Here is a 21,926-nt window from a genome sequence, read left to right as displayed (position 1 = left end):
GTGCAGTAAAGATGCGATAACACCATGTATGCGGTGATATGAGTCTCTAAGTCGTCTTTGGGACTCTAGGAGGCACTTCATGCGCGGAGCCAGGCACGCCAAGTGGGCCGCGACCGCGGCAGCCGTCGCCCTCGCGGCGACCGCCTGCGGCGGCGGCGGAGGGGGCAGCGGCAGTGGCGACGCGGGTGTGCTCAGCGCCTCCTGGGGCGACCCGCAGAACCCCCTGGAGCCCGCGAACACCAACGAGGTGCAGGGCGGCAAGGTCCTGGAGATGCTCTTCCGCGGCCTCAAGCGGTACGACGCCAAGACCGGCGAGGCACAGGACATGCTCGCCCAGAAGATCGACACCACCGACTCGCAGAACTTCACCGTCACGCTCAAGGACGGCTGGAAGTTCAGCAATGGCGAGAAGGTCACCGCGAAGTCCTTCGTCGACGCCTGGAACTACGGCGCACACCTGAAGAACAAGCAGAAGAACGCCCCCTTCTTCGCCTACATCGAGGGCTACGACAAGGTCCACCCCGAGAGCGGCGAGGCCACTGCCGAGACCATGTCCGGCCTCAAGGTCAAGGACGAGCGGACCTTCACGGTCAAGCTGACCCAGAAGTTCTCCACCTGGCCCGAGACGCTCGGCTACGCCGCGTTCGCGCCGCTGCCCAAGGTCTTCTTCGACGACCGCGAGGCATACCTCAAGAAGCCGGTCGGCAACGGCCCGTACACCGTGGACCGCTACGAGAAGGGCTCGGTGATGAGCCTGCGCAAGTGGGCCGACTACGCGGGCCCGGACAAGGCGCAGAACGAGGGCGTCGACCTCAAGGTCTACACCGACTACGGCACCGCCTACACCGACCTGTCGGCCGGAAACCTGGACCTCCTCGACGACGTCCCGGCCGCCCAGCTCAAGAACGTCAAGAACGACCTCGGCGACCGCTACCTCAACACCCCCGCCGGCATCATCCAGACCCTGGCCTTCCCGTACTACGACGCGGACTGGAACAAGCCCGGCTCGGAGAAGGTGCGCAAGGGCCTGTCCATGGCCATCAACCGGGCGCAGATCACCGACACCATCTTCCAGAAGACCCGCACCCCCGCCACCGACTGGACCTCGCCGGTGCTCGGCGAGGCGGGCGGCTACAAGGCCGGGCTCTGCGGCGCCTCCTGCGAGTACAACGCGGCCGAGGCCAAGAAGCTGGTCGCCGAGGGCGGCGGCATCCCCGGCGGCCAGATGAAGATCTCGTACAACGCCGACACCGGCTCCCACAAGGAGTGGGTGGACGCCGTCTGCAACAGCATCAACAACGCGCTCGGCGACAACAAGGCCTGCGTCGGCAACCCGATCGGCACCTTCGCCGACTTCCGCAGCCAGGCCAGCCAGCAGAAGTTCACCGGCCCCTTCCGCGCGGGCTGGCAGATGGACTACCCGCTGATCCAGAACTTCCTGGAGCCGCTGTACGCCACCGGAGCCTCCTCCAACGACGGCAAGTGGTCCAGCAAGGAGTTCGACGCCCTCCTGAAGCAGGCCAACGCCGAGACCGACGTCACGAAGGCCACCGCCAAGTTCCAGGAAGCCGAGAAGGTCGTCGCCGACCAGATGGCAGCCATCCCGCTCTGGTACCAGAACGGCTCGGCCGCCTACTCCGAGCGCACCTCGAACGTGGCGCTGAACCCGTTCAGCATCCCCGTCTACCACGAGATCAAGGTCGGCTGACCCGCCTGCAGGGGCCCGTCCTGTCACCACGACCACAGGAGCCCTCATGGGACGTTATGTGATCCGGCGTCTGCTCCAGATGATCCCGGTCTTCTTCGGCGCCACGCTGCTGATCTTCCTGATGGTCAACGTGATGGGCGACCCCATCGCGGGGCTGTGCGGCGACCGCCAGTGCGACGCGGCGACCGCCGCACAGCTCAAGTCGGACTTCGGCCTCGACAAGCCGGTCTGGCAGCAATACCTGACGTACATGGGCAACCTGTTCACCGGTGACTTCGGCAAGGCCTTCAACGGCCAGGAGGTCACCGAGCTGATGGGGACCGCCTTCCCGGTCACCGCCCGCCTCACCCTGGTGGCCATCGTCTTCGAGATCGTCATCGGCATCACCCTCGGCGTCCTCACCGGACTGCGCAGGGGCCGGCCCATCGACACCGGCGTCCTCCTGCTCACCCTCGTCGTCATCTCCATCCCCACCTTCGTCACCGGCCTGCTGCTCCAGCTGCTGCTCGGCGTGAAGTGGGGGTGGATCAAACCGGCCGTCTCCCCGGCCGCGACGGTCGACGAACTGCTGGTCCCCGGCCTGGTGCTGGCGTCCGTCTCGCTGGCGTACGTCACCCGCCTCACCCGCACCTCCGTCGCGGAGAACGCCCGCGCCGACTACGTGCGCACCGCCGTCGCCAAGGGCCTGCCGCGCCGCCGGATCATCGTCCGGCACCTGCTGCGCAACTCCCTCATCCCCGTGGTCACCTTCATCGGCACCGACATCGGCGCCCTGATGGGCGGCGCGATCGTCACCGAGCGGATCTTCAACATCCACGGCGTCGGCTACCAGCTCTACCAGGGCATCGTCCGGCAGAGCTCCCAGACGGTCGTCGGCTTCGTGACCGTACTCGTCCTGGTCTTCCTGGTGGCGAACCTGATCGTCGACCTCTTGTACGCCGTTCTCGACCCGAGGATCCGGTATGCCTGAGCCCAAGACCCCCCAGAATCCGCAGGGTCAGAACCCGCACGACGAGGGCGCGATCTCCGCACTCGGCGGCTCCGGCGGCGCGATGGACCTCGCGGTCGCCGAGGGCGCCAGCCTGGAGAAGCCGCCGGGCCCCGGCCAAGGCGGCGGCGACAAGGCGCGCAGCCTGTGGTCCGACGCCTGGCACGACCTGCGCCGCAACCCCGTGTTCCTGGTCTCCGGGCTGATCATCGCCTTCCTGGTGTTCATCTCGCTGTGGCCCTCGGTCATCGCCTCCGGCGACCCGCTGGCCTGCGACCTCGGCAAGGCGCAGGAGGGCTCCCAGCCGGGGCACCCCTTCGGCTTCAACGGGCAGGGCTGCGACGTGTACACCCGTACCGTCTACGGGGCCAGGGCCTCGGTCACCGTCGGCGTCTGCGCCACCCTCGGCGTCGCCCTCCTCGGCAGCGTCCTCGGCGGCCTCGCCGGGTTCTTCGGCGGCTGGTTCGACTCGCTGCTCTCCCGGATCACGGACGTCTTCTTCGCCATCCCCGTCGTCCTGGGCGGCCTGGTCTTCCTGTCCGTGGTCCCCGGCACCACCGTCTGGCCGGTGATCACCTTCATCGTGCTGCTCGGCTGGCCGCAGATCGCCCGTATCGCACGCGGCTCGGTCATCACCGCCAAGCAGAACGACTACGTCCAGGCGGCCAGGGCGCTCGGCGCCGGCAACTCCCGGATGCTGCTGCGGCACATCGCCCCCAACGCGATCGCCCCGGTCATCGTCGTCGCCACCATCGCCCTCGGTACGTACATCGCGCTGGAGGCCACGCTCTCCTACCTCGGCGTCGGCCTGAAGGCCCCGACCGTCTCCTGGGGCATCGACATCTCCTCCGCGTCCGGTTACGTCCGCAACGCGCCCCACATGCTGCTCTGGCCGGCCGGCGCGCTGGCGGTCACGGTCCTCGCGTTCATCATGCTCGGCGACGCGGTGCGCGACGCCCTCGACCCCAAGCTGCGATAGAGGGTGCTGCCATGCTGCTCGAAGTGCGCGACCTCCACGTGGAGTTCAAGACCCGCGACGGGGTCGCCAAGGCCGTCAACGGGGTCAACTACAGCGTCGACGAGGGCGAGACGCTCGCCGTGCTCGGCGAGTCCGGATCCGGCAAATCGGTCACCGCGCAGGCCGTCATGGGCATCCTCGACATGCCGCCGGGCCGCATCCCCAAGGGGGAGATCTTCTTCGAGGGCCAGGACGTACTGAAGCTCAAGGAGGACCGGCGCAGGAAGATCCGCGGCGCCGGAATGGCCATGATCTTCCAGGACGCGCTGTCCTCACTGAACCCGGTGCTCTCCGTCGGCGAACAGCTCGGCGAGATGTTCGTGGTGCACCGCGGCATGTCGAAGAAGGACTCCCGCGCCAAGGCCGTCGAACTGATGGACCGGGTGCGCATCCCCGCCGCCAAGGAACGGGTCGGCCAGTACCCGCACCAGTTCTCCGGCGGCATGCGCCAGCGCATCATGATCGCGATGGCGCTCGCGCTCGAACCCCGGCTGATCATCGCCGACGAGCCGACGACCGCCCTCGACGTCACCGTCCAGGCCCAGGTCATGGACCTGCTCGCCGAACTCCAGCGCGAGCTCCACATGGGACTCATCCTCATCACCCACGACCTGGGCGTGGTCGCGGACGTCGCCGACAAGATCGCCGTGATGTACGCGGGCCGGATCGTCGAGACCTCCCCGGTGCACGAGATCTACAAGAACCCCGCCCACCCGTACACCAAGGGCCTCCTCGAATCGATCCCGCGCCTGGACCAGAAGGGCCAGGAACTGTACGCGATCAAGGGCCTGCCGCCCAACCTGCTCCGCATCCCGCCGGGCTGCGCCTTCAACCCGCGCTGCCCCAGGGCAAGGGACGTCTGCCGCACCGACGTGCCACCGCTGTACGACGTGGCCCCGGGCCGTCAGAGCGCCTGCCACTTCTGGAAGGAGACGCTCGATGGCTGAGACGCCCGAGAGGTACCGGGACGACGTGGGGGGCGGCGCGACCGAGGCGGGGGAGTGGGCCGCCCGCGGTCCCGGCCCGGCCTCCGGCCCCGCCGCCGCACCTGCCCCCGGCGGTGAGGCCCTCCTGGAGGTGCGGGACCTCGTCAAGCACTACCCCCTCACCCAGGGCATCCTCCGCAAGAAGCACGTCGGCGCGGTCAAGGCCGTCGACGGGGTCTCCTTCGACCTCCGCGCGGGCGAGACACTGGGCATCGTCGGCGAGTCCGGCTGCGGCAAGTCGACCGTCGCCAAGATGCTCGTCCAGCTGGAACAGCCCACCGCGGGCGCCATCCGCTACAAGGGCGAGGACATCACCAAGCTGTCCGGCAGGGCCCTGAAGGCGGTCCGCCGCAACATCCAGATGGTGTTCCAGGACCCGTACACCTCGCTCAACCCCCGGATGACGGTCGGCGACATCATCGGCGAGCCCTACGAGATCCACCCCGAGGTCGCCCCGAAGGGCAGCCGGCGCAGGAAGGTGCAGGACCTCCTCGACGTGGTCGGGCTCAACCCCGAGTACATCAACCGCTACCCGCACCAGTTCTCCGGCGGTCAGCGCCAGCGCATCGGCATCGCCCGCGGCCTGGCGCTCAACCCGGAGATCATCGTCGCCGACGAACCGGTCTCCGCCCTCGACGTGTCCGTACAGGCGCAGGTCATCAACCTGCTCGACGGCCTCCAGCAGGAGTTCGGGCTCGCTTACGTCTTCATCGCGCACGACCTCTCCATCGTCCGGCACATCTCCGACCGGGTCGGCGTGATGTACCTGGGCCGGCTCGTCGAGATCGGCACCGACGAGGAGATCTACGAGCACCCCACCCACCCCTACACCCAGGCGCTGCTGTCCGCCGTGCCGGTGCCCGACCCCGAGGCGCGCGAGCACCGGGACCGGATCATCCTGTCCGGTGACGTGCCCTCGCCCGCCAATCCGCCGTCCGGCTGCCGGTTCAGGACCCGCTGCTGGAAGGCGCGGGAACGGTGCGCGCTGGAGGTGCCGCTGCTGGCGGTGCCGGCCGTCTTCCAGGGAGTGGACAGCCCGGCCGCCCACGACTCGGCGTGCCACTTCGCGGAGGAGAGGCCGGTCGTACCGAGCGGCACGGCGCACCCCTGACCCCGGGCAGGGCGGTGCCGGGCGGCACGGTGCCGGGCGGCACGACGCGCCCCTGACCGCGGGCAGGCGCCGTACCAGGCGGCACGGCACACGCGGGCGTACCGGGGCGGCCCGCGCACCCCCGGGCGGCGAGCCCGCGCGGTTTTGCTCACGCGCCCGCGCGGTTTTGCCTACGCGACCGCGAGGTTTGCTCAAGCGACCGTGCACAGGTCTGCCTCTTGTTCAACTCCCTTACCAGGGTGGACCATTCACCCATGGGACCGACGGGGCATCCTCAGTCACTCGCGCGCGGCGCACGGTTCACGGGGAGCGGAGTGTGTCTCCTCCTCGCCGTGCTCACGGCCCTGTGGATCAACCGTGACCTCCGCCTCGTCGACGACCCCGGCCGGCTCTGGTGGGCCTGGGCGGGCAGCGGCCCCGACCGCTTCCTGACGGCGACCACGCTCCACGACCTCGTCCTGCTGTGCGTCTACGTCGTCGTCGCCCTTTCGGCGCCGCGCTCGCGGGTGGCCGCCGCCGCCCTGGCGGTGACCGGGCTCGTCACTCTCGCCGTGCGCGCCCCCACCCTGTGGATCGACGGATTCGCGGAGGTGTATCCGCACGGACTGCGCATGTGGGCCATGGTCTCGACCTTCGTGGCGCTGGGACTCGCCGCGGCGCTGCTGATCGTGGTGGCGGCGGGCCGCCGTCCCGTCCGCGCCTACGGCAGCGGGCCCACCCGCCCCGGCCGGGGCGCGGGCCTCACCGCCTTCCTGCTGCTCGGCGCCGCCGGGGTGATCACCGCGGCGTGGGAGGTGTACGCGTTCACCCGCACCCCGGGCGCGTTCGCCCACTACTCCGAGCGCTTCACCGGCAGCGGCGGCGCCCTCCAGCTGCTCGGCATGCCCGCGGGGTGGGCCGCCCTGGTCGTTGCGGCGGCGGCACTGACCGGCGCGGTCGGCGCCCTCGTCGGCGCGGTGCACTCACGGCCGCTGGGGCTGGTGGCGGCGGCGCTGGTGGGCACCGGCGGCGCGGCCGGGGTCTCGGCCGCGGTCCGCACCGACCTGTTCGCCCACCTCGGCGGCCTCGCCCTCGTCGAACAGCTGACCGTCGCCTGGTGGGTGCTGGGGCTGCTGACCGGGGGAGTGGTCCTGCTGGTGCTGGCCCGGCGCGGGGTGCCGGTGGGCGGGGAGCCGAGGCTGGCCTCCAACGTCTACGACGGCTACGGACAGGGACCCGTCGGCGGCCCTGGCGGCGGTTTCGGCCCGCCCCCGCCGTCCTCGCGCCCCCCGGGCTGGTAGGACCCGCCAACCGGTAGGGCCGCCCCACCGGGCTGGTGGACCCCGCCGTCCTCGGCCCGCCGGACCGCCCACGGCCCCGCCAGGCCCGACCGCCCGCCGGAGGGCCGCCGCACCGGCTCGACGGGGGCGCGTTCGCGCACGGCCCCGCCAACTCGCTCTCCCGGAACGGCGATTTCCGGCCACGATCGCCAACTGGCCGCCCCCCGTGCGCCCCTTGTGCTGCCGTGCACCGATCAATGCGGGGATGCGGATAGTTATGATCCGTAGCGCTAGGTGGGTATAGACCCGCTGGCACCTGTCGTGCTGCCGTTGCTCCGAACCGTCGTCCCGACCGTACTCAAGTGGAGGTGAACCGCCGTGGCACTCTCGATTTCGGCGGTGGTGCTGCTGGCGATCATCGTCTTCCTGCTGGTCCGGAAGTCCGGACTCAAAGCCGGACACGCGGTGGTCTGCATGCTGCTCGGGTTCTATCTCGCCAGCTCGTCCATCGCTCCCACGATCAAGGACGTCACCACGAATGTCGCCGGAGTGCTGGGCGGCTTCCACTTCTGACCACCCCTGACGAGGCCCCGGACGGCCCCGGCCCCGCGGCGGCACCGCGAGGAGCGGCACCGGGGCCCCCACCTCGTACGCTGTCACCATGACCGAGCTCCCCACCCGTCGCCTGCTCCTGGTGCACGCACACCCCGACGACGAGTCGATCAACAACGGCGCCACCATGGCCAAGTACGCGGCCGAGGGGGCCCAGGTCACCCTGGTGACCTGCACCCTGGGCGAGGAGGGCGAGATCATTCCGCCTTCCCTCGCCCACCTCGCCGCCGACCGGGACGACACCCTCGGCCCGCACCGGGCCCTCGAACTGGCCGCCGCGATGAAGGAGCTGGGTGTCAGCGACCACCGGTTCCTCGGCGGCGCCGGGCACTTCCGCGACTCCGGGATGATGGGCGCCCCGCAGAACCACCGCGAGGGCGCGTTCTGGCACGCCGAGGTCGATTCGGCGGCCCCCTACCTCGTCGAGGTGATCCGCGAGGTGCGTCCCCAGGTCCTGGTCACCTACGACCCGGACGGCGGGTACGGGCACCCGGACCACATCCAGGCGCACCGCGTCGCGATGCGGGCCGCCGAGCTCGCCGCGGAGCCCACCTACCGGCCGGATTTCGGCGTTCCGCACGCGGTGGAAAAGGTGTACTGGAACCGGGTGCCGCGCCCGGTCGCCGAGGCCGCGTTCACTCTGCTGCACGAGCAGGACCCGGGCTTCCCCGGCATCGCTCCGGTCGACGACGTCCCCGGCGTGGTCGACGAGGGGCACATCACCACCGAGATCGACGGTTCGGCGTACGCCTCGGCGAAGACCGCCGCGATGCGCGCGCACGCCACCCAGATCAGCGTCCACGAACCGTGGTTCCTGCTCTCCAACGAGCTCGCCCAGCCGGTCTTCACCACCGAGTACTACGAGCGGGTGCACCCGCCCCGTACGGAGGAGGAGGACGCCGGAAGCCCGGAAACGGACCTGTTCGCACCGGTCACGGGGGCACGGGCATGATCCTGGACATCAACTGGAAGCGCGTCCCCCTCTACGTCGTGCTGTTCGTCGTGGGAGCCGTCACCGGCCTCGCGGGGGCCCTGGTCGCCGGCGCCCTCCTGCCGCTCGGGCTGCTCCTGGGGCTGCTCGCCGCCGGATGCCTCTTCTACGGGGGCACCTACGCGCTGGGCACCCGTACCGGGGCGCTGGCGCCCGGCATCGGCTGGACCGCGGCCGTGCTCCTGGGCACCACGGGCCGGACCGAGGGCGACCTCCTCGTCGGCGGCGGCACCGCGGCGAGCGTCTTCCTGCTCGGCGGCATCGCTCTGGCTGTGATCTGCGCCACCATGCCGCAGTTGCCGCAACCGGGTGCGCCGGCCGCCCGACTTGGCAAGTGACGTACCACTTCCTTCTGAGATTTCCGCCGGGAACCCCGCTGCGCATACGGTCCCTCGACCGCGCTGCCGCGGTCGTGCGGGCAGTGCCCCGTCCACGGCCGCGGGCGTGCGGGCCGACGGCGGCCAGTATGGTGGTGCGCGCCGCCGAGCCGCCCGCAGCACATGGTTAAGAGAACGGGCGGTGGAGCCAACCGGGAGATCCTGCCTTGAGTCGTGAAACTGACAGTTCGTCCTCCGGCACGCAGGGGCGCGGTGGATCCGCGTACCCCTCCGGGTCCACGCCGTACGGGTCCGGCCCGTACCCCTCGCCCCATCCCGAAGGCCGGGACGGCCTCGGTGCGGGCGCGCACGACGAGCCCGCCGAAGTGCCTGCGTCGGACGAGCCCAGGACCGAGACGACGCTGACGACCCGTATCCGGATCAACATTCCCGGGTCGCGCCCCATCCCGCCGGTCGTCATGCGCAAGCCGATGACGGACACCGGCGGCGAGGCTGACGGCACGTCGGGTGACGGCACGTCGCACGCCGAGACCACCGGCGAGACGGTCTGGCCGCCGTCGGAACCGCTGTCCGCCCGCCCCTCCGGGCAGGGCGGCGGCCCGTCCTTCTCCTCCGCGTCCCCGGCGCCGGCCGACGCCGCGCCGGGCGCGTCCGGCCAGCCGCCGCTGCCCACCCGGGTGCAGGGGGCGACGGTGCGGGACCAGGGTGCCGACGGAGCCGCTGGCGGGGCCTCCGGTTCCGGTTCCGGTTCCGGTGCGGCCGACGACAAGCCGGCCAGTGACTGGTTCGCGCCCCGCAAGTCCCCCGTGGCGCCGCAGCCTTCGTCGGGCACGCCGTCCGGCACGCCGGACGCGGGGGCGCCCGGCGGGGGGCAGCGGGACGATCTGCCGTACTTCACGGACGGCACGGGTGCGGGCACCACGGGCGCGGGCGCCGGTCCCGGCGCTCCGGGCGGCTATGGCGGCCCCGGTGGCCCTGTGGGCCCTGCCGGGCCCTCCGGGCCGACCACGGGCCCGGTCACCGGGATCGGCTCGCTGGACTCCCGGACGGCCCGTCCGGCCTCGGCTCCTGGTTCCGCTTCAGGTTCTGTTCCCGGTTCCGCTTCGAGTCCGTGGCCGGAAGCGAAGTCCCCCGCCGCAGGCGCTCCCACGCCCCCCGGCGGACCCATGTCCCCCGGCGGACCCATGTCCCCCGGCGGACCCATGTCCCCCGGCGGGCCCGGCGCGCCCTCTCCGTACGGTACGGACAGCCCGATGGGTGCGCGGAACGGCGCCGGCGGCATGGGCGACGACACCGCAGTCCTCACCCCGCAGAGCGACCCGCGCGACGACCTGCCCGGCGCGCCCGGCAGGGGACCGGGTCCCGGTACGCCCCCGGGCCCCGGCAGGGGTCCCGGCACCGCCGCCCCGGGCCCCGGCCCGATGACCCCGCCCGGCCATGTCTCCGGCGACACCCTGACCAGCGGCATCCCCGTGGTCCAGCCGGAGGGGCCGCGTGCCGCGTTCCCGAGCGGACCGAACCTCACGCCCCGGCTGCCCGAGCCGCCGGGTGCCCCCGACTTCGGCCCCGGCGCTCCCGGCGGCCCCGTACGCGGTGAGCAGGCGGCGCCGCCGCCCGCGCCCAAGCCCGCACCGCCCGCAAAGAAGGGCCGCTCCAAGCTGGTCATGCTGGTGGCCGTCCTGGTCGTCGCCGCGGGCGGCGTCTACGGCGCGGGCCTGCTGGCCAACCACAGCGACGTACCGAAGGGCACCACGGTCCTGGGCGTCGACATCGGCGGCGGCACCAGGGACGAGGCCGTCGTCAAACTGGACGCGGCTCTCGGCAAGCGGGCCGGACTCCCGCTCCAGCTGAGCGTCGACGGCCGGAAGACGGAACTCGCACCGGGCAACGCGGGCCTCACCCTGGACAGCCAGGAGACCGTGCGCGGCGCGGCGGGCAGCGACTACAACCCGGTCTCCGTGGTCGGTTCGCTCTTCGGCGGCGAGCGCGTCGCCGAACCGGTGATCCCCGTCGACGAGGAGAAGCTCAGCGTCGCGCTGACCTCCCTGGCCGGCACCTCGGGCACCGCGTCCGAGGGGACCATCAGCTTCACCCCGGGCAAGGCCGTCGCCGTACCCGGCAAGCCGGGCAAGGCCCTCGACGTCAAGGCGTCGATGCAGAAGGTGCGCGACGCCTACCGGGCCCAGGTGCAGAGCGGCAAGGCCGTTCCCGTCGAACTGCCGGTCGTCGCCAAGGAACCGACGGTGACGCAGGCCGAACTCGACCGGGCCATGAACGAGTTCGCCAAGCCCGCGATGTCCGGGCTGATCACGATCAAGGCGGGCGGCCAGAAGATCGACTTCGGGCCCGCGAAGTCGCTGCCGAAGATCCTCTCGATGAAGCCCATCAACGGGAAGCTGGTGGAGGTCTACGACCTGGCGGCGATGAAGGAGCTGTGCGGCAGCACCTTCGACAACGTCCTGATCGCCAGGGCCGACGGCAAGAAGCGGCCCGTCGCCATGGAGGACATCCGCAACGCGATGCGGATCGCCCTGGTCGGCAAGACGCAGGCGGAGCGCACACAGACGATCGACCTCGACCCCTCCTAGTCCCTGCTACGGGGGGCCACGCCCGCCACCCGCCACCCGCTGCCCCGAGCCCCCGTTCCCCGCCGGAACGGGGGCTCGTTTGCTCCACGCCCCCGCGCCGCGCTCCCCGCGCCGCCCCCGAGCCGCCCCCGCACCGCCCTCAGTTCAGCCGCGCCCGTGCCGCCCTGGCGTGGCCCCGGAGGGACTCCGCCGTGGCCGGTTCCACCGCCTCGACCACCTGTGCGTACGCCTCCAGGTCGCGGGCCCCGCCCAGGAAGTCCCCCCGCTGCACGAGCAGCTGCGCCCGTTCGTAGCGCAGCCGGGCCGGGTGCGAGGGCAGCAGCAGGGACAGTTCCACCGCCCACAGCTGGACGGCGGACCGTTCCGGCCTGGCCGCCGCCCAGGCCCGGATGTTGTTGAGCACCCGCAGCACGATCTCCAGCGGGTCGGCCGCCCGCAGCATCGCCGGGTCCAGCGGCTCGCCGGTCGCACCCGCCACCAGCAGCTCGGCGTCCGTGTCCGACAGCAGGCGCCCGCCGTCGAAGGGATCGGCCAGCACCTGTTCGCCCGGACCCCCGCCCGGCGTACCGAAGCCCACGACGAAATGCCCCGGCAGCGCCACCCCGTACACCGGCGCCCCGGCCCGTCTGGCGACCTCCATCCACACCACCGACAGCAGGATCGGCAGCCCCCTGCGCCGCCGCAGCACCTCCGGCAACAACGAGGACTCCAGTCGGCGGTAGTCGCCCGGGGTGCCCTCGAACCCGCAGCGCGCACCGAGGAGTTCAGCCAGCGCGGCCGCCCACGAACGGGGCCCGGCCGGACGGAACGGCAACAGCCCGGCCAGCCGGTCGAGTTCGATCTGGGCCTCGTCGACCCCCGCCTGCCCCAGCCCGGGGTCGGCCACCGCGCCGATCAGCAGGCACAGCGAGGCGAGATCGGGCTGCCCGGCCCGTGCCTCGTCGGCGAACTGCCGCCGCCAGTCCGGCAGTCCCTCGCCCTCCGGGGGCCTCACCACGTCGTCACCCATGTCCGCCTCGTACCCGTCCTACGCGGAACGGTAGTGGTGGTAGCGGTGGTGGGACGTGAACCCCATCCCGTCGTACAGCGCACCCGCCCCTTCGTTGTCCGACTCCACCTGGAGCCACGCCGCCGACGCGCCCTCGTCGAGCGCCCGTCGTGCCAGCGCGGCCATCACCGACCTCGCCAGTCCCTGCCGCCGGTGTGCAGGATCGACCTCGACGGCGGCGAACCCCGCCCACCGGCCGTCCACCACACACCGCCCGATGGCGAGCGGAGCCGCTCCGTCCACGCCCGGAACCGTCGCGAACCACACCGAGGGCCCGCTCTCCAGCACCTGCCCGACGTGCGCCCCCGGTACCGTGCGGCGCTGGTACCGGGACATCCACGCCTCGTCCGCGACACGCGACAGCGCGACGCGCACCGCCCCGGAGTCCAGCGCCCCCGCATCCACGTCCGCCACCGGAGCCAGCGCCCCGGTCCGCACCTCCGCGGACACCTCGAGCACCCAGCCCCGCGAGCCCAGTTCCGCCCCCAGCACCTCCTGGGTCCCTGCCGCCCCGGTGGCCACCTGGGCATACGCCGGAAGGCCCCGCTCCGCGTACCAGTTCCGTACGTACGCCAGCGCCTCGTCCAGCGGCCGCCCCGGGTCCCCGAGCGGCAGCACCGAGTTCGCCCGGCGGGTGAATCCGTGCGCGGCCCGCAGCGTCCACTCCCCGAGCCGCTCGCTCTCGACCGGCTGCCAGGCCCGCGCCATCACACCGGCCAGCTCGGTGAAGTCCGCCGCCGGGCCGCGCCGCCGCGCGGGCGCCGCGGGCACCACTTTCCCCGCCACCAGTGACGCCTCGTCGACCCGTACCGACTCGCCACTCCTTCGTGTGATCGACAGCACACCGCCGTCCCACGATGTGAGAACACCGACCACATCGGTGAACCGGGCACCCGCCGCGGAATCCCCGGTCAGGCGCCGGACTGATACCCGTTTGCCCACGTCGTCGGGTGTCACCCGCACCTCAAGTTGTCCGCCGGCGGTGAATTCCACAGCTCTGCCCACCCCTCCTGTTCGGATCGTGTCCGGGAACGGAGATACTAGGTGCGGGCATCGCACGACGCCGCGCTCCCGCGCGCCCGTGGACGGAGCCGGAGAGCTCGGCCCGCCGCGCCCTATCGAGGAGGAACGACAGCGTGACCTACGTCATCGCGCAGCCTTGTGTCGACGTCAAGGACAAGGCGTGCATCGAGGAGTGCCCGGTCGACTGCATCTACGAGGGCTCCCGGTCCTTGTACATCCACCCGGACGAATGCGTCGACTGTGGTGCCTGTGAGCCGGTCTGCCCGGTCGAGGCCATCTTCTACGAGGACGACACTCCGGAGGAGTGGAAGGACTACTACAAGGCGAACGTCGAGTTCTTCGACGAGCTCGGCTCGCCCGGTGGTGCCTCCAAGCTCGGCCTGATCGAGCGCGACCACCCCTTCATCGCCGCGCTGCCGCCGCAGAACCAGTAAGCGGTACCTGCGCCAGGCACTTGGTGCCGCCCCGGTCCCGTACGGCCACCGCCGCCGTACGGGACCGAGGCGTTTCCCCACGCCGCCCGATCCGTACACGTTCGTACGAGAAAGCGAAACGCATCGTGTCCGCAGTCACCGATCGCCTCCCCACCTTCCCCTGGGACAAGCTGGAGCCGTACAAGAAGACGGCCGCGGCCCACCCCGGCGGCATCGTCGACCTCTCCGTCGGCACCCCCGTCGACCCCGTCCCCGAGCTGATCCGGCGGGCCCTCGTCGCGGCCGCGGACTCGCCCGGCTACCCGACGGTGTGGGGCACGGTCGCCCTGCGCGACGCGCTCGTGGAGTGGGTGGAGCGGCGGCTCGGCGCGAAGGGCGTGCGGCACACCCACGTCCTGCCGGTGGTCGGCTCCAAGGAGCTGGTGGCCTGGCTGCCGACCCAGCTCGGACTCGGCGAGGGCGACCAGGTGGCGTTCCCCCGGCTCGCCTACCCGACGTACGACGTCGGCGCCCGGCTGGCCCGCGCGGAGTCGGTGGTCTACGACGACCCGATCGCCGACCTGGACCCCGCCAGGCTGCGGCTCCTGTGGCTCAACTCGCCGTCCAACCCGACCGGCAGGGTCATCGGCAAGGACGAGCTGACCCGGATCGTGGCCTGGGCGCGCGCGCACGAGGTGCTGCTCGTCGCCGACGAGTGCTACCTGGAGCTGGGCTGGGAGGCCGACCCGGTCTCGGTCCTGCACGAGGACGTCTGCGGCGGTTCGTTCGAGGGGATCGTCGCCGTCCACTCGCTCTCCAAGCGTTCCAACCTGGCCGGCTACCGCGCCGCGTTCATCGCCGGTGACGAGGCCGTGCTCGGCGACCTGCTCCAGCTCCGCAAGCACGGCGGCATGATGACGGCCGCCCCGGTGCAGGCGGCCACCGTCGCGGCCCTCGGCGACGACACGCACGTGGCCGAGCAGCGCGCCCGGTACGCGGCCCGCCGCACCGCGCTGCGCACCGCGCTGGAGGCGCACGGCTTCCGCGTCGAGCACAGCGAGGCGAGCCTCTACCTGTGGGTCAGCCGCGGCGAGAACTGCTGGCAGACCGTCGCGCACCTGGCCGCTCTCGGCATCCTGGTCGCGCCGGGCGACTTCTACGGGGAGGCCGGTGCGCAGTTCGTACGGGTCGCCTTCACGGCCACCGACGAGCGGGTCGCGGCGGCGGTGGCCCGGCTGACCGCCTGACGTCCGGCATCCGTACACGAAGGGGCCCCGGGAGTTCGCTCTCCCGGGGCCCTTCCGTGCGTACTGCCGCGCGTACCGTCGGGGACTAGCCGACCGGGAGGCCGCCGAGGCTGCTGGTGGGCAGGCCACCGGTCGGCAGGCCACCGCCGGGCAGACCGCCGGTGGGCAGGCCGCTGGTGGGCAGGCCGCCGTCGGTCGCGGTCTTGGCGGTCTCGCCGAGCACCTCACCGGTGCTGCCCGCGACGTCACCGGCGGCCTTCTGGGCGGCCGGGGTGGCGGTCTTGCCGGCCTTGCCGACGGTCTTTCCTGCGGCCGGGACGGCCTTCTTCACGGCCGCGCTGCCGGTGTCGCCCGCCACGTTCGACGCCTTCTGCGACGCACCGTCGACGGCCTCACCGAGTCCGGCGCCGTCCAGGGCGGTCAGGCCACCGAGGTTCGGAGCGGCCGGGAGGTCGACCGCGCTGGCCGAGCCGGCGGCACCGACCACGGACACTGCGCCGGCGGCGCCGAGCAGGGCGGCGCGGGCGATCCGACGAGCCAGGGGGAGGGACATGGTGCTCCTTAGCGGGAGAAGACATGGTGTTGAGACGCTGTCTGTCCGGCGATCGGACGTCATGACAACCGCTCGGAGGGCGGGGGAGGTTGCGGTCCGCGAAGGTAAAGAGTGTGCAATCCGGGGCATGGTCCACCATGGATATAAACGGGCAAACGAGTCGCCTCGGCGGACGTCCCCGCGGTGCCGCTTCCCTTGATTCACAAGGGAATTGACCGGCTGAGGGGGTACCGGCCCGCAGGACGGGACACTGTCCCGCCGCGAGCGCCCGGCCTGCCCCCTTCGAGTGAAGGGGTGGACGGGTGACCGGTTGGTGATCGTGCGGTGACCCCTGAGTGATCTGCCCGTTATCGTCCAGTTGTCCGGTGTGGGGTGCGGGCGGGGTGCGGGCGGGGTGCGGTGTGCGGGTGGGCCCCGGGCCTGGTGGGGGACGGGGGCCTGTGCGGGGGCCCGGTCGCTTGGTGTCCGGGCCGGGGCCGGGCCCGGTTGGGGGCCGGGCCCAGGGCTATCCGGCGGTGCTGATCCGGACCTCGGCGGCGGCGGTCGTCCGGTCCGCCGTGCCGGGCAGTCGCCGCCAGCCCTGCTTCGCCCGCCCGGCGTCCCACTCCCGGCCCGCGTACGTGATGCGGGTGATGCGGAGCTCGGCGGAGTGGGCCATCGCCCAGTGCGCCAGCTCCCAGCCCCGCTGCTCACCCGGGCCGCCGGCGCCGCCGGGCCCGCCGACCGCAGGCCGGTCGCGCGTGCCGTTCACCGGCACGACGACGACCTTCGCGTCCGCCGTGCCGCCTGCCTTGCCGCTGGTGGGGGAGCCCGCGGCCGGGGGGCGCGGGGCGGCGTCCGCCCCGAACACCTTGGCGAGTTCCTTGCGTACCTGCGCCGGGTCGCCGGGGCTGTCCTCGGTGCCGCCGTTGGCGGCGTCACACGAAAGAGACGCGGGCGTACGGCCGGTCAACGCCGAGGCCAGCAGGGCCGCGTCCGGCTCGTGCTTCGCGTACGCCTGCGGGAATCCGCTCTTCTGCACCCGCTGCGCGGCCACCGTCAACGGCAGCCGGGAGTAGCCGGGTACCTCCGTGAGGTGCTGGTAGAAGCGGGACGCGGAGTACGCAGGGTCCAGGATCTGATCCTCGGTGCCCCAGCCCTGCGAGGGCCGCTGCTGGAAGAGGCCGAGCGAATCGCGGTCGCCGTGCCGGATGTTGCGCAGCGCGGACTCCTGGAGGGCGGTGGCCAGGGCGATGGTCACGGCACGCTCCGGCATGCCCCGCCGAGTACCGACGGCCGAGATGACCGCGGCGTTGACGGCCTGCTCGGCGGTCAGTTCATAACGGGCGCCACTGCCCTGCGTACCGTCGCCGCCCCGCACCACGCAACGGGTGTCGTCGGGATCGCCGCCCAGATACTGCGCGGCCACGTACCCGGCCAGCGCCAGCAGGACGACGATGCCCGCCGCGAGACGGAGGGGGCGGCCACGGAGCGGGGAGTGAGGGGGGAGCTGAGGCACACAGCCAAGGTACTGGAGCCCGCACACCAGTCCGCCGACCGGAACGGGACCGGGGATGAACAGAGGTGGCGCCCGCGCCGGATGGGAGGTGTGGGGCCGTGGGTGCGGGGCGGGCGGTGAGGGACGCCCGTGCCGGTCGGGACGCGTGGGGCGCCGGGGCGGGGCGGGAAACGAGGGGCGCCGGTGCGGGGCGGGAAGCGAGGGGCGGGCAACGAGGGGTGCCGGTGCGGGGCGCGAAGCGAGGGGCGCCCGTGCCGGTCGGCGCTGCGGGGGCTGCGCACTGTTCGCCGCGATGCGGGATTCCCGCGCCCGGCAGGTACTCCAGGGACCCCGGGTCCGGCGGGCGATTAGGGTCGGGCGTATGCCCGACATCACTCTTGACCTCAGCCGTGACGCCGCCGAGGTGACCGCGCAGCTCGTCGACTTCCCTTCCGTGAGCGGCACCGAGAAGCCTCTCGCCGACGCCGTCGAAGCGGCCCTGCGCGCACTTCCGCACCTCACCGTCGACCGCCACGGGAACAACATCGTCGCCCGTACGCACCTCGGCCTCGCCGAACGCGTCATCCTCGCCGGGCACATCGACACCGTCCCGATCGCCGACAACGTACCCTCGCGGCTCGACGAGAACGGTGTGCTGTGGGGCTGCGGCACCAGTGACATGAAGTCGGGCGTCGCACTTCAGCTGCGGATGGCCGCCACCGTCACCGCCCCCAACCGCGACCTCACCTTCGTCTTCTACGACAACGAAGAGGTCGCCGCCCACCTCAACGGCCTCGGCCACGTCGCCGAGGCCCACCCCGACTGGCTGGCGGGCGACTTCGCGATCCTCCTCGAACCCTCGTACGGCGAGGTCGAGGGCGGCTGCCAGGGCACGCTGCGGGTCCTGCTGCGCACGGCCGGCGAGCGCGCCCACTCCGCGCGCAGCTGGATGGGTTCCAACGCCGTGCACAAGGCGGGACCGATCCTGGCGAAGCTGGCCGGGTACGTCCCGCGCCGCCCGGTCATCGACGGTCTGGAGTACCACGAGGGCCTCAACGCGGTGCACATCGAGGGCGGCGTCGCCACCAACGTCATCCCCGACGCCTGCACCGTCACCGTCAACTACCGCTACGCGCCCGACCTCACCGGGGACGAGGCGCTGGCCCACGTCCGCGAGGTCTTCGCGGACTGCGACATCGCCGAGTTCGTCGTCGACGACCACTCGCCCGCCGCGATGCCCGGCCTCACCCACCCCTCGGCGGTCGCCTTCATGGAGGCGGTCGGCGGCACGGCCAAGCCCAAGTTCGGCTGGACGGACGTGGCCCGCTTCAGCGCGGTCGGCGTACCGGCCGTCAACTACGGCCCCGGCGACCCGCTCCTCGCCCACAAGCGGGACGAACGCGTCGAGGTGGCCAGGATCCTGCGGGCCGAGGAACGACTCCACGCCTGGCTGTCGGCCTGAATTTCACCGGTTGTCACATCCGGGGACCTAACCTGACCCGACACAGCACGGCAGCGGAGGGAGTACGGCATGACGCATCCTGAAGAGGGCCTGGCGCCGGAACGGGCGAACGGGCGGGGACGCGAGGAGCAGCGGCTCGGACCGGTCGTGCGCCGCCGGGAGCAGATCCAGCCCGGCACCACCGACCAGCGCCTGCTGGACACCGAGGGCGGTGACACCGAGTGGGTGCACACCGACCCGTGGCGGGTCATGCGCATCCAGTCGGAGTTCGTGGAGGGCTTCGGCGCACTGGCCGAACTCCCCAGCGCGATCAGCGTGTTCGGTTCGGCACGCACCCCGGCGGGCACCGTCGAGTACGACGCGGGCGTACGGATCGGACGCGCGCTCGTCGAGGCGGGCTTCGCGGTGATCACGGGCGGCGGCCCGGGCGCGATGGAGGCCGCGAACAAGGGTGCGAGGGAGGCGAACGGCGTCTCGGTCGGCCTGGGGATCGAGCTCCCGTTCGAACAGGGCCTGAACCCCCACGTCGACATCGGCGTCAACTTCCGCTACTTCTTCGTCCGCAAGACGATGTTCGTGAAGTATGCCCAGGGCTTCGTGGTCCTGCCCGGCGGCCTCGGCACCCTCGACGAACTCTTCGAGGCCCTGACGCTGGTCCAGACCCGCAAGGTCACCCGGTTCCCGATCGTCCTCTTCGGTACGGAGTACTGGGGAGGCCTGGTGGACTGGCTCCGCGACACGGTCATCGCCCAGGGCAAGGCCTCCGAGAAGGACCTCCTCCTCTTCCACGTCACGGACGACGTGGACGAGGCGGTGGCCCTGGTGACGAAGGAAACCGGCAAATAGAGACAGGAGCCTGCCTCGGTGCGACTCTGCCGCGTGCGCGCGGCCTGCCACGCGGTGCCCCTTCAGGGGCGCGGGGCTGTGTCACTGTGCGGCTCTGCCGCGTGGGCGCGGTCTGCCACTCCGTGCCCCGATAGGGGCGCGGGGAACTGCGCGGCCAGCCACACTCCACCCGCACACCCCCACCCACCCCTGGCCGGGCTGCCACCCCGGGGTCTGGGGCGGAGCCCCCCGCGCGGCGGAGCCGCAAAGTGTCACAGTCGGGAAGGGGCGGGGTGGGGTGAGGCCCCGCGCAGCGGACCACCCCGGGGACGGAGCGGGACCCTGCGGCGGGGGCCGGGGCGGGGCGGGGCCCGAGGGTGCGGCTCCGCCGGGGGCCGCCCCCTTGCCCGCCCGTTCCGCCCCCGGGGGCGGCCCCGCCGCCCAAGGGGGCTGGGGGAGAGGGATACAGGCGGCCCCCCCCGCCCAAGGGGCTGGGGGGGAGGGGCAGGGCTTGGGGCGGCCCCGCTGCCCAAGGGGGCTGGCGGAGAGGGGTTGGGCGGCCGCACCGCCCGGGGCGACGGCGGGGAACAGGGCGGGCCCGCCACCCGAGGAGGAGAGGGCAGCGGGGCGCTACGCCAGCCCCCTGCGGCTCACCCCCGGCCCCCGCCACCCCGCAATCGCCCCCACCATCTCCAGCACCTGCCGCGTCTCCGCCACCTCGTGCACCCGGTACACCTGCGCCCCCAGCCAGGCCGACACCGCCGTGGTCGCCAGGGTGCCGATGACCCGTTCCTTGACCGGGCGGTCCAGCGTCTCGCCGACAAAGTCCTTGTTGGAGAGGGACACCAGCACCGGCCACCCCGTCTCCGTCATCTCACCGAGCCGCCGGGTCGCCTCCAGGCTGTGCCGGGTGTTCTTCCCGAAGTCGTGCCCGGGATCGATCATGATCGCGTCCCGCCGCACCCCCAGCGAGACCGCCCGTTCGGCCAGTCCCACCGTCACGTCCAGGATGTCCGCCATCACGTCCTCGTACGTCACCCGGTGCGGCCGGGTCCGCGGTTCCGCCCCGCCCGCGTGCGTGCACACCAGGCCCACGTCGTACCGTGCCGCGACCTCGGCCAGCTTCGGGTCCACCCCGCCCCAGGCGTCGTTGAGCAGGTCCGCGCCCGCCCCGCAGACCGCCTCGCCGACCTCGTGCCGCCAGGTGTCGACGCTGATCACCACGTCCGGGTACCGCCGTCGTACCTCGGCGACGAAACCGACCGTGCGCCGCGCCTCCTCCTCGGCGCTCACCTCTTCGCCGGGGCCCGCCTTGACCCCGCCGATGTCGATGATCGCGGCCCCGTCCGCCACCGCCTGCTCCACCCGGGCCAGCGCGGGCTCGTCGCGGAAGGTGGCCCCCTGGTCGTAGAAGGAGTCCGGGGTGCGGTTCACGATCGCCATGATCACCGGCTCGCGCGCCTCGAAAACACGCCGTCCCAGCCGCAGCATCCGACCATTCCTCCTCGTGACAGGCCTGCCGGACCTCCGACAGGGCGTCTGCGACCTTAACTGTCACACCCGCATGGCACGATCGGGGCCGGAAGGTTTCCGCTTCCGTCCGTGTTCGGTGTGCCCCGGGGAGACGTTCGTGTTCTGGTTCTTGCTCTTGGCGATGGTGGTGGTCGTCGCCGCCGTGACGCTCGCCGTCGTCGGCGGCGGTGACGAGGGTTCCCTCCCGGAGGCGGCGCCCGACCACCTCACCGACCCGCTGCCGCTGACCCGCCCGGTCGGCCGCGCCGACATCGAGGCACTGCGCCTGCCGCTGGCGGCGCGGGGATACCGGATGGCGGACGTGGACGACGTCCTGAGCCGTGTCGGCGCCGAACTTGCCGAGCGGGACGCGCGCATCGCCGAACTGGAGGCCGCGCTCGCCGCCACCCGGGTCACCGCGACGGGCACCGAGGCCCTCGCCCTGCCCCTGCCCCTGCCCCTGCCCCAGGATCAAGCCCCGAGCCCCGCCCAGGACCCGGCCGCCACCACGGATTCGGCATCCGCCGCTCCGGCCCCCACCCGGGCCATCGATCCCACCCCGCCCCCGGCCCCGGAACTGAGCACCACTCCGGCCACGGACCAGGCCCCGAGCGCCGGCCAGGCCCCGAGCGCCGGCCAGGCCCCGGGTGACGGCCCGGACGAGGCCCCCACCCGTACCATCGGCCCCACCCAGGACGCCGACCCAAGCTCCGCCCAGGACACCGACCCAAGCTCCGCCCAGGACACCGGGCCGAGCCCCACCCGAG

19 protein-coding genes and 1 pseudogene are annotated in these 21,926 nt (G+C 72.4%); 15 read left to right on the top strand and 5 right to left on the bottom strand.

Annotated elements, in window-relative coordinates:
* Nucleotides 1-79: 79 nt before the first annotated feature.
* The 10 genes from ACFWVV_RS14660 (at nt 80) to ACFWVV_RS14615 (ending at nt 11,599) form a co-directional block, all read left to right on the top strand.
* The gene (locus ACFWVV_RS14660; RefSeq protein ID WP_384346309.1) at nt 80-1,708 is read left to right on the top strand and encodes an ABC transporter substrate-binding protein; all 1,629 of its coding nucleotides are present in this window, start codon (nt 80-82) and stop codon (nt 1,706-1,708) included.
* A gap of 46 nt (nt 1,709-1,754) precedes the next feature.
* On the top strand, nt 1,755-2,678 hold the full coding sequence (locus tag ACFWVV_RS14655) for an ABC transporter permease (RefSeq protein WP_384346306.1): 924 nt from the start codon (nt 1,755-1,757) through the stop codon (nt 2,676-2,678).
* A complete protein-coding gene (locus ACFWVV_RS14650) occupies nt 2,671-3,675 on the top strand; it encodes an ABC transporter permease (RefSeq protein WP_384346303.1) in 1,005 nt (334 codons plus the stop codon). Before ACFWVV_RS14655 ends, ACFWVV_RS14650 begins: the two co-directional genes overlap by 8 nt.
* A gap of 11 nt (nt 3,676-3,686) precedes the next feature.
* Nucleotides 3,687-4,661, top strand: coding sequence for an ABC transporter ATP-binding protein (locus ACFWVV_RS14645; protein ID WP_384346300.1), 975 nt, complete (start codon nt 3,687-3,689; stop codon nt 4,659-4,661).
* Entirely contained in the window at nt 4,654-5,811 is a 1,158-nt protein-coding gene (locus ACFWVV_RS14640; protein ID WP_384346297.1) for an ABC transporter ATP-binding protein, read from the top strand. Before ACFWVV_RS14645 ends, ACFWVV_RS14640 begins: the two co-directional genes overlap by 8 nt.
* Before the next feature lie 332 nt (nt 5,812-6,143).
* The gene (locus ACFWVV_RS14635) at nt 6,144-7,091 is read left to right on the top strand and encodes a hypothetical protein (RefSeq protein WP_384346295.1); all 948 of its coding nucleotides are present in this window, start codon (nt 6,144-6,146) and stop codon (nt 7,089-7,091) included.
* 357 nt (nt 7,092-7,448) lie between these two features.
* Complete coding sequence (locus tag ACFWVV_RS14630) at nt 7,449-7,643, top strand: hypothetical protein (RefSeq protein WP_384346292.1); 195 nt, start codon at nt 7,449-7,451, stop codon at nt 7,641-7,643.
* An 88-nt stretch (nt 7,644-7,731) separates the two neighbouring features.
* A complete protein-coding gene (mshB, locus tag ACFWVV_RS14625) occupies nt 7,732-8,634 on the top strand; it encodes an N-acetyl-1-D-myo-inositol-2-amino-2-deoxy-alpha-D-glucopyranoside deacetylase (protein ID WP_384346289.1) in 903 nt (300 codons plus the stop codon).
* The gene (locus tag ACFWVV_RS14620) at nt 8,631-9,011 is read left to right on the top strand and encodes a DUF6113 family protein (protein WP_384346286.1); all 381 of its coding nucleotides are present in this window, start codon (nt 8,631-8,633) and stop codon (nt 9,009-9,011) included. The genes mshB and ACFWVV_RS14620 overlap by 4 nt, the downstream gene beginning before the upstream one ends.
* A 206-nt stretch (nt 9,012-9,217) precedes the next feature.
* Nucleotides 9,218-11,599: a hypothetical protein gene (locus ACFWVV_RS14615; protein ID WP_384346285.1), complete on the top strand. Its 2,382-nt coding sequence runs from the start codon at nt 9,218-9,220 to the stop codon at nt 11,597-11,599.
* A gap of 139 nt (nt 11,600-11,738) precedes the next feature.
* Here ACFWVV_RS14615 and ACFWVV_RS14610 read toward each other — a convergent pair whose 3' ends face one another.
* Nucleotides 11,739-12,608 (bottom strand): tetratricopeptide repeat protein, encoded by an 870-nt coding sequence (locus ACFWVV_RS14610; protein ID WP_384346282.1) that lies wholly within the window; start codon nt 12,606-12,608, stop codon nt 11,739-11,741.
* Between the two features lie 18 nt (nt 12,609-12,626).
* The gene (locus ACFWVV_RS14605; protein ID WP_384346279.1) at nt 12,627-13,640 is read right to left on the bottom strand and encodes a GNAT family N-acetyltransferase; all 1,014 of its coding nucleotides are present in this window, start codon (nt 13,638-13,640) and stop codon (nt 12,627-12,629) included.
* 143 nt (nt 13,641-13,783) lie between these two features.
* Here ACFWVV_RS14605 and fdxA point away from each other — a divergent pair, with 143 nt between their 5' ends.
* Nucleotides 13,784-14,104 (top strand): ferredoxin, encoded by a 321-nt coding sequence (gene fdxA / locus ACFWVV_RS14600; RefSeq protein ID WP_018089397.1) that lies wholly within the window; start codon nt 13,784-13,786, stop codon nt 14,102-14,104.
* Between the two features lie 125 nt (nt 14,105-14,229).
* Nucleotides 14,230-15,330 (top strand): succinyldiaminopimelate transaminase, encoded by a 1,101-nt coding sequence (dapC, locus tag ACFWVV_RS14595; protein WP_384346276.1) that lies wholly within the window; start codon nt 14,230-14,232, stop codon nt 15,328-15,330.
* Nucleotides 15,331-15,415: 85 nt separating this feature from the next.
* On the opposite strand, the gene ACFWVV_RS14590 is transcribed toward dapC, so the two are convergent.
* A complete protein-coding gene (locus tag ACFWVV_RS14590) occupies nt 15,416-15,883 on the bottom strand; it encodes an ATP-binding protein (RefSeq protein WP_384346273.1) in 468 nt (155 codons plus the stop codon).
* Between the two features lie 505 nt (nt 15,884-16,388).
* Nucleotides 16,389-17,381 (bottom strand): hypothetical protein, encoded by a 993-nt coding sequence (locus ACFWVV_RS14585; protein WP_384346272.1) that lies wholly within the window; start codon nt 17,379-17,381, stop codon nt 16,389-16,391.
* Between the two features lie 361 nt (nt 17,382-17,742).
* Between ACFWVV_RS14585 and dapE the strand changes: the two genes are divergently transcribed.
* Entirely contained in the window at nt 17,743-18,822 is a 1,080-nt protein-coding gene (gene dapE, locus ACFWVV_RS14580) for a succinyl-diaminopimelate desuccinylase (protein ID WP_384346270.1), read from the top strand.
* A 69-nt stretch (nt 18,823-18,891) separates the two neighbouring features.
* Nucleotides 18,892-19,668 carry a TIGR00730 family Rossman fold protein gene (locus ACFWVV_RS14575; protein WP_384346268.1) on the top strand — a complete coding sequence of 259 codons (777 nt, stop codon included), beginning with the start codon at nt 18,892-18,894 and terminating at the stop codon, nt 19,666-19,668.
* 609 nt (nt 19,669-20,277) lie between these two features.
* Here the strand turns inward: ACFWVV_RS14575 and folP are convergent.
* The gene (gene folP, locus ACFWVV_RS14570) at nt 20,278-21,138 is read right to left on the bottom strand and encodes a dihydropteroate synthase (protein WP_384346266.1); all 861 of its coding nucleotides are present in this window, start codon (nt 21,136-21,138) and stop codon (nt 20,278-20,280) included.
* A 139-nt stretch (nt 21,139-21,277) separates the two neighbouring features.
* Between folP and ACFWVV_RS14565 the strand changes: the two are divergent.
* Nucleotides 21,278-21,607 (top strand): annotated as a pseudogene (locus tag ACFWVV_RS14565) (hypothetical protein); the annotation flags it as partial.
* Nucleotides 21,608-21,926 lie beyond the last annotated feature (319 nt).

The sequence above is a fragment of the Streptomyces sp. NPDC058663 genome, from assembly GCF_042716745.1.
GTDB lineage: Bacteria > Actinomycetota > Actinomycetes > Streptomycetales > Streptomycetaceae > Streptomyces.
The sequence above is the reverse complement of the archived record's forward strand: the minus strand, read 5'-3'. Positions and strand labels throughout refer to the sequence as shown.